At 43.1% G+C, this 7,389-nt stretch carries 7 protein-coding genes and 1 tRNA gene; 6 read left to right on the top strand and 2 right to left on the bottom strand.

The genetic code is table 11. From position 1 onward, the window contains the following. Positions 1-319 precede the first annotated feature (319 nt). From A3756_RS24865 to A3756_RS24840, 6 genes are all read left to right on the top strand, one after another. Positions 320-1,132: a C39 family peptidase gene (locus tag A3756_RS24865; protein ID WP_068514855.1), complete on the top strand. Its 813-nt coding sequence runs from the start codon at positions 320-322 to the stop codon at positions 1,130-1,132. Between the two features lie 122 nt (positions 1,133-1,254). Further along, a complete protein-coding gene (locus A3756_RS24860; protein ID WP_068508299.1) occupies positions 1,255-2,262 on the top strand; it encodes a flagellar protein FilC in 1,008 nt (335 codons plus the stop codon). An 88-nt stretch (positions 2,263-2,350) separates the two neighbouring features. Further along, positions 2,351-4,021: an outer membrane protein transport protein gene (locus A3756_RS24855; RefSeq protein WP_197469948.1), complete on the top strand. Its 1,671-nt coding sequence runs from the start codon at positions 2,351-2,353 to the stop codon at positions 4,019-4,021. A 6-nt stretch (positions 4,022-4,027) separates the two neighbouring features. Beyond that, the gene (locus tag A3756_RS24850) at positions 4,028-5,230 is read left to right on the top strand and encodes a MalM family protein (protein WP_068514858.1); all 1,203 of its coding nucleotides are present in this window, start codon (positions 4,028-4,030) and stop codon (positions 5,228-5,230) included. A gap of 119 nt (positions 5,231-5,349) precedes the next feature. Continuing rightward, positions 5,350-5,436: transfer RNA gene (locus tag A3756_RS24845), tRNA-Leu, on the top strand. Positions 5,437-5,607: 171 nt separating this feature from the next. After that, a complete protein-coding gene (locus A3756_RS24840) occupies positions 5,608-6,120 on the top strand; it encodes a hypothetical protein (RefSeq protein WP_156490751.1) in 513 nt (170 codons plus the stop codon). Here A3756_RS24840 and A3756_RS24835 read toward each other — a convergent pair. Next, positions 6,099-7,109 carry a cation:proton antiporter gene (locus tag A3756_RS24835; protein WP_255374948.1) on the bottom strand — a complete coding sequence of 337 codons (1,011 nt, stop codon included), beginning with the start codon at positions 7,107-7,109 and terminating at the stop codon, positions 6,099-6,101. The genes A3756_RS24840 and A3756_RS24835 overlap by 22 nt on opposite strands. A gap of 28 nt (positions 7,110-7,137) precedes the next feature. Then, positions 7,138-7,350, bottom strand: a complete 213-nt coding sequence (locus A3756_RS28345; RefSeq protein ID WP_068514868.1) for a hypothetical protein — start codon at positions 7,348-7,350, stop codon at positions 7,138-7,140. Between the last annotated feature and the right edge of the window lie 39 nt (positions 7,351-7,389).

Below are 7,389 nucleotides of genomic sequence, written 5' to 3'. Positions count from 1 at the left end.
ATATGCTTGGCTCCAGCATCGGAGCAGTTGATTATCGGAATTACCAGGAAATGGCGGTCAGTGCCGCCGAGATAGAAAAATTCTAAATCTAAAAGAGGCGTGAAGCCTCTTTTTTTCTGTCTGGCATCGGTGAAACAATGTTGGGCGCAATTAAGGCCTTTCTAAGAGAATGAGCATTATCATTGGTGTTCCGGTTAGTCTCAGCATATTTTGAGCACTGGTTATCTTTCCCTTTCAAGTAATTAATGTATCTTTACGTAATAATTTTTTCGGCATAGAAAGCGGAAAAACTTAACGGAAACCTAAGGCAAATGGAAATATGGTTCTTGTAACAACAGCATCAATACTTCTTTTGAATCTGGTGCATCAATTTAAAGATATCGAACCTCAGCCGAATGGGATCGTGCATTATACTGTCGCCCTAAATGAGGGTGAATCGTTTGTTCGAGAAAGAGCTGTTGTCGAACCTTTATCTAGCGTTTTATACCGTAATATTGTTAGGCAGGCGTATGACTATAGCTGTGGATCTGCAGCATTAACGACTGTATTGCAGCATTATCTTGGGCGCAACTTTCAAGAACGCCAGGTGATGGAAGGTTTGCTTCACTACGGTGAAAATGAGCGAATCGTTGAGCGTCGAGGCTTTTCAATGCTGGATATGAAGCGTTTGGTAACCGCGCTGGGCTTTCCGGCTGGGGGCTTCAAGGCTGAGTTAAAGGATTTGATTGAGCTGGATCATCCAGCTATCGTGCCAATACATTACGCAGGCTTTAAGCATTTCGTGGTTGTTAAGACAATCAAGGATGGGCGTGTTTTTATTGCTGACCCTTCCAAAGGAAATATAACCTTTACTCTCGAACGCTTTAAAGAAAAGTGGGATCAAAATGTATTGTTCGTTATCTTTCCAGGGAATACAAAACCAATTGATGGGCTTGAGTTAAGAGAAGAAGACTTACGCTTTATTGATGATCAGACATTGTCTTTGCAGGCTTTTGATTATACTCCGGACTACAAAGATAATTTGCGGTATTTATTGAATAACGAGATAGAGCGCCGTAAAAACCAGACAGATGAGTTTGGGAATACTACTTTCGATAATGGTACGAAGTTTTTACATTATCGTCGAAACTAGTTTTTGAATAAGTATATGTCGTGTAAGAAATGTGAGCAGCATTGCTCGTATTAGGAAAGTGGTTAGTTGTTACTGCGTGTAAGAGTCACTGACACAAACTATAAAGATAGAAGGAATAGGTAATGAACTCTTGGGTCATTAGATGCGTGCTACTGGCATCAACCGTGCTGTTTGTTTCGGATATTAGTGCTGAAGAAAGTAATGTTGATAAGGCGCGAGATGCCTTAGCCAGACAGTCAGATGATGAGGACTCTACCAAGCAATTGGAAGAGGTTTTCCAGGCGGCTGAGAAAAACTATTCCTTGCTCAAAGCGGGTGGAAAGTCTTTAAGCTATTCTCTGGATTACTCTTATATCTCTGATTCGAGAATTGCCTTGGATGTTCAGAATGGCGTGGTTAGAAATCTGGACGTAAACCCCTCTGGAACACATTCCTTTACAAACTCCTTTAGCTTTGACTACGGAGTTCTGAATAACCTTACTCTAAATGCCCGGATACCTTTATCTTCACGCTACGATACTCAGAACTCACTATCTGCAACGGAGTGGGGGGATGTGAGTTTCGGTTTGCGTTGGCAGCCTTTTGCTTATGTACCAGGTAAGGCGACAGTCACCCTAAGTACTACCTTAAGTACTAAAACAGGTGTCAGTCCTTATGAAATTAACCCTAATGAGCGCTTGTCTACGGGTAGTGGTACTTACTCTGTTTCAACGGGTTTAAGTGTATCGAAGGTATTGGACCCAGTTGTATTGTTTGGCTCGCTGAGTTCCAGCTACTCCTTTGAGCAAAGTGGTTTGAACCAACCTCGAGGCGGGAATCTCCTCAAGACTGTTCACCAAGGGCAGAGCTATTCTTTCTCAGGGGGCTTTTCTTACTCTCTTTCTTATGACACCTCTTTAAGTATATCGACCCAGGTTGGTTATAGTACTGAAACTAAATTAACTTTCGTTGGTTCGGGGACGGCAGTTTCGCCTGACTCGGTGAGTGGTTCGATGAACTTCTCACTGGGTATTCGTGTTGACCCTAAGACGATTACAAACGTTAGCTTTGGCTTTGGGCTTACTGAAGATGCGTCTGACTTAAGTATGGGGATCTCTTATCCAATTAATATAGGTGCTTTCAACTGGTAATCATGTGTCAGGAGTAAGGTGATGACTGCTTTGCTCTCGAGCGCACTTGTTTAATCTTTAGAATAGTAATGGGAAAAGGAATTAATTGGTGAAATCATTGCATTGGAAAGTAAAGAAACTGCTGGTGGTCGTATTGATTGCTACGTTTGCTTTCCCTCCCCAAGTTGTAGCTCAGCTAGCGAACGGCATTACGATTGATACTAAGGCTCTTTCCTTGGGTAATGCGATGCAGGCTGACGTAAATCCTGGTGTTTCAGCGGTTTACCATAACCCCGCTCAGCTTACCCGACTCAAAGAGCGTCACTTTGAGGTTGATCAGTTATTAATTGGTTTGGATCTTGATGCCGTATTTACTGCCCCTGATGACTATCAGTTGTTTGGTTTAGATGGTACAGGCTTTAATACCTATGACCCTACCGTACCGAGAGACCCTGTAGTAGGAGGCGATGGTCGAGGTAAGAGCCATACTAACAGGCTTTCTTTATATCTACCTGGCTTTGGTTTGCAGCAATGGGTGTGGAATGGCCCAACGATACTACCTCCGCAGATTGGCTTTTCGGTAAACCCTCCTGGTTCAAAGTTTACTTTTGCAAATAAAAATTATATCCACTCCGCTTTAGCTTTGTACAAAGAGCTGGAAGACCCTGGTCGATTTTTGGGTAAAGAAGCAGCAATTCAGCGTTTTACTTACTTTTCTCCGGCTGTTGGGTACGAGATTAATGATGAATGGTCTGTTGGCATGGGCATTCAGTTTAGTCATCAAGGATTCTATATAGCGCAGCATAACCGTGCACCTAACTTGTTGATTGCGGTTGTTGAAATACTTCAGGATGCATTTGCTTGTGAGTTCGATAAGCCTATCGGTCAGCGTCGAGACCCTCTGCAGCCTTTCTTATCTATGTGCCAAGGAAATATTGGGCCATGGGACGATATCGGGCGTATCGATATGGATATGCAGCAAACCTTGTCGCCAACATATAATCTTGGTGTGTTGTGGGAGCCGACAGATTGGTTCTCGTGGGGAGCAACCTATTACAGCGAAGCAGATATGGAGCTTAAAGGTACGTTCTTCATGGACTATACCGATGAGTGGACAGCTTTCTGGAACGGTTTTAACGCGTCAATCATTGGTGCGATTACCGCTGCAATACTGGGCCTCCCAAGAGGTGTTCCCTATGAATCCGGGAATGTGAACCTCGACTTGAAAATCCCTCAGATGTTTAAGACGGGTATGAGAGTTCGCCTTACTCCTGATTATACCCTCAATGTGGATGCGACATGGACTGATTGGAGTCAGTGGGAAGAATGGACTTTTTACTTTGATAGAACTCTGGAAATGCTAACAACAGCTCGACTATTGTCGGGGTTGGTCACAGGTCGTTCTCTGACTTTGCCTATTGGCTTACGTGATACCTGGCACTTTGGTTTCGGTTTAACTAAGCATGTTAATTCTCGTCTGGATGTCAGGTTTGGGTTAGAGTTACGAACTTCACCAGCCGAGCGTGATGTTTTTGGTCCGCTTCCCGTTGGTGATATGAAAATGTGGGGTACCGGGTTTGGCTACAAGTGGGATAAACGAACCGATATCAGTGCAAGCATATTCTATATGCAGTCTGATGATTACATTCCTTCTAATACAAGTTGTAATTTGAACTGTACGAATTTGACTAACGTAATTTATAACCCCTATGCGGGCTTGAATGTGAAGTTTACATCTCGAGTATTTGGAATGGGTATTTCTTTTAACCGAAAATTCTAGGTCTATATGAAGCTGAACTATTCGAGATCGACTGTAGTATTGCTTGTAGCTTTGTGTGTCTTTTCTTTGGAAGCTCTTGCTGAACGCTATAGTGTTGAACAAGATAGCTTTGGTGGATATTCCGCAAAGAAGGTAGATGATGCTCAGCAAGCCGATGTGCCTGTCATCGACTCACAGCCAGAACCTGAAGAGCCTCAGCAGCAAGCAAAGTTAGAGCTGCCTCCTGAACCACCTGTTAGTCCAAAATCCCAGAACGTAACCGACAATGAATATCTTGGTGATGTTGGTGATTCCTTAAGTCCTTTTGAAAAAGAATATATTGAAACCGAAAGATTAGAGCGCTCTAAGGTTCTTGGCGCTATTCGTAGGGCGCCACCACTTAACGATTTCGATGCAACGCGCGTTAACTCTGAGGAATTTGTGGATGGTGATAAGCTATTAATCGACGGTGGGCGACCGAGTAGTGAAGGTTCTCGCTACTATACAGTAGTCGATGCTGATGGAACGGTTCGCAATATTGATTATGACGCTGATGCTGTCCAGGCTGCTCTCGAAAAAGAAAGAGAGAAAAAAATCGAATTTACGGAAGCAAGTGTTTTGGAGAAGTCCGCAGCCAGTGCCGACCTTCCTGAAAGCGCTGACCCTTTTGCCGCGGCTTTGTTTGCTAAAAACTTTACTTCTGATGACTACTTTGATGGTTTCTCAAGTACTTGCTGCCAAACACTACCAAATGTTGACTTTATCGAACTTGAATTAGGTAAAGCTCACTACTATGAAATGAACGAAGATCAGCTACCTTATCGGTTTTCAGGTGGCGATAGTCGTTTTTTGTTGTTGAGCTTACCGCAAACCAAAGAAAAGCAAGCTTTAAGCATAAGAAGCTTTGTACGGCGTCATAAACGTTTTGGCATTGATAATGGTGTATTCTTTCCTCAGTTAGTTACTTTGGATAGCGATAAGCAGCCACTGCGTATATTTACGGGCCCCTTATTAAAGTATCATTCTGAAACTTGGCTCGCTCATGGTTATTTAGAGGGCTTTTTTCAGCTTGACTCTACTAAGGATGGTGGTGAACGATTTCTATTGGTTAACACTACCAGAGATATTCTTGGGCAAACATCCAGTATTGAAAGTGACGAAGAGCTTATTTCTATTGAGCATATGGAAATAGGTACTCTGGAGCTAAAATTGTTAGTTGAAGATAATTAGCTAGTTTCTCCTTGCGGCTTTATTCTTAGGTAAGTTGCTAATTACATGAGTAAATATAAATAAAATCATTGATAGCGGTTGATCATTTTTCTGTATGGCGTATAATGCGCCGCATCTGGGCCAGTGTGATGAAATTGGTAGACATGAGGGATTCAAAATCCCTTGTCCTTCGGGACGTGGCGGTTCGAGTCCGCCCACTGGTACCAATCCTTTCTTAGTTATCAAAAGTCGATCTAACTTAACAAGTTTTCCCAAGTTAAAACAAATATTCAGCCTTTATTCTCCAAATACGGCCGCCAGGTAGGGTTTTATTTACTTAATAGAACAAACTGCTTTAGGTTGTGTTATATCTTAATTTAAGTGCTTAGGAGATCACAGTGCATATTTCTAGAATTATTCTTCTGCTTTTAATGTCACTCTCTCTTTTAGCCTGCTCAAGTAGTCCGTTCATGGATGACTACCTTAGCTCGATAGAGTCTAGGGAGTCGTATGTATTTTTTGAACACTCAGATTTTGGAATAAAGAGCAATCAGCAGGTGCCGCTAAGTCAAGAGTTCGATCGTTGTACTGAATCTGTAATGGGTGGGATTTCTTTAGGGCTAGGTGAACAAACTGTTTCCAATATATCCGTGCTTGAGCGAGTCAATCAGGATTATCATGCTTTTTTACTTGAACTCGTAATGTCGAAAGGTGCGGGTGATAATGGTGCTTTTAGCGCTTTATATAACAATACTATCACTACCCAATCGGAGAATGGGGAGCTTAAGCGACATGCCTTTGCTTATACAGAAGGGCTTGAGCAGCCACTAAAGAAATTAACCAGGCTTATCCTAAGACGTAATCAATGTTTGGCGCGCTCTGGATGGATTTATAAGAAAGTAGCGCCGTAGTCGGTATTACCTTTGGTTTTTTCAATATCCCCCAATAAATGTCCATATTTTTTGTAATAGAGCTTTATCCAAAAAGGTGATAGCACGGTAGTGTAGGCGATGACCATGATTAAGGCTGTATAGACCTCATTTGTAAAAATATTTGCAGAAGCACCTAGGCCTGCGAATATCAGGCCAACCTCGCCACGTGGCACCATGCTCATTCCTATGACGATACGTTTGGCTAGAGGTTCGCTAATAAGTAGGGCTCCGGCGAACTTTGTGCATATAGCCAAGACAAGTAATATTAAAGAAAACTCCCACAAGAATGATGAAGACCAATCGACCGAGCGTAGATCCATCGAAAGACCGACGGATACAAAGAATATTGGTGTGAATAGTTGAACGATGGGTTTTATCTGTACTTCCACTTTGTGAGAGAACTTGGGTGAACTATGTAGCGCTATGCCGAAAGGTAAAAAGAAGCGGCGCGATAAAGCTAGTCCGGCGGCAAAGCCTCCGAGTAATTCCGGGGCTCCAAATAAATGAGCGAGCCAGGCAAAGAACAATACTAATGCGACAATAGTGGTTGGAATTAATCCTGGGTCGTTAATTCTTTTATCTAATATTTGGATAATTCGAGAAAACAGCTTGGCGAGAATTGGAGCCAAGCAGAAAAATATCGCGACAAATAAGAAAACTCTACCGGCGCTCATAAGGTCGATATTGCCGTTGACTGAGAAGTCATAGAGTAGGGCAAGAAGTATTACGCCGAGAATATCATCGAGTACGGCGGCGCCCAATGTTACCTGTCCTTCGTCGCTTTGGTGTCGGTTAAGATCTGAAAGTGTTCGAATGGTGATGCCAATGCTGGTGGCGGTTAAGGTTCCGCCGATAAACAGTGATACAAGTAGTGATAGTTCAAAGTACCAGTAACTTGCCGCAAAGCCACCAAGAAAGGGCGCGATAAAGCCTCCTAGCGCCACGACAGTAGACTTTTGCCTGAGGATACAAGCTTCCCTAGGTCAGTCTCCAATCCTACGTCAAACAGCAATAGAATGACGCCAATTTCGCCCAGAAAAATATAATCTCGTTGACCTCTACCCATGCGAATAAGCTCGGGCCAATCAAAATGCCAGCGCAGAGTTCGCCAATAACACTCGGTGCGCCAAAATAGCGAGAAATATCGCCAAGCACCCTGGCGACAACAAGAATGATAAGGATGTCGAGTAAGACGTCAGCAATTTCCAAATGCGCACTCCCGGCTTTTTGGCTTTGAAGTCGGGCTGG

Source organism: Oleiphilus sp. HI0086, assembly GCF_001635225.1.
The sequence above is the reverse complement of the archived record's forward strand: the minus strand, read 5'-3'. Positions and strand labels throughout refer to the sequence as shown.

Excerpts from the sequence above, each read along its gene's own strand:
- A3756_RS24865 (WP_068514855.1), top strand. The coding sequence starts at position 320 with ATGGTTCTTGTAACAACAGCATCAATACTTCTTTTGAATCTGGTGCAT.
- A3756_RS24860 (WP_068508299.1), top strand. The coding sequence starts at position 1,255 with ATGAACTCTTGGGTCATTAGATGCGTGCTACTGGCATCAACCGTGCTG.
- A3756_RS24850 (WP_068514858.1), top strand. The coding sequence starts at position 4,028 with ATGAAGCTGAACTATTCGAGATCGACTGTAGTATTGCTTGTAGCTTTG.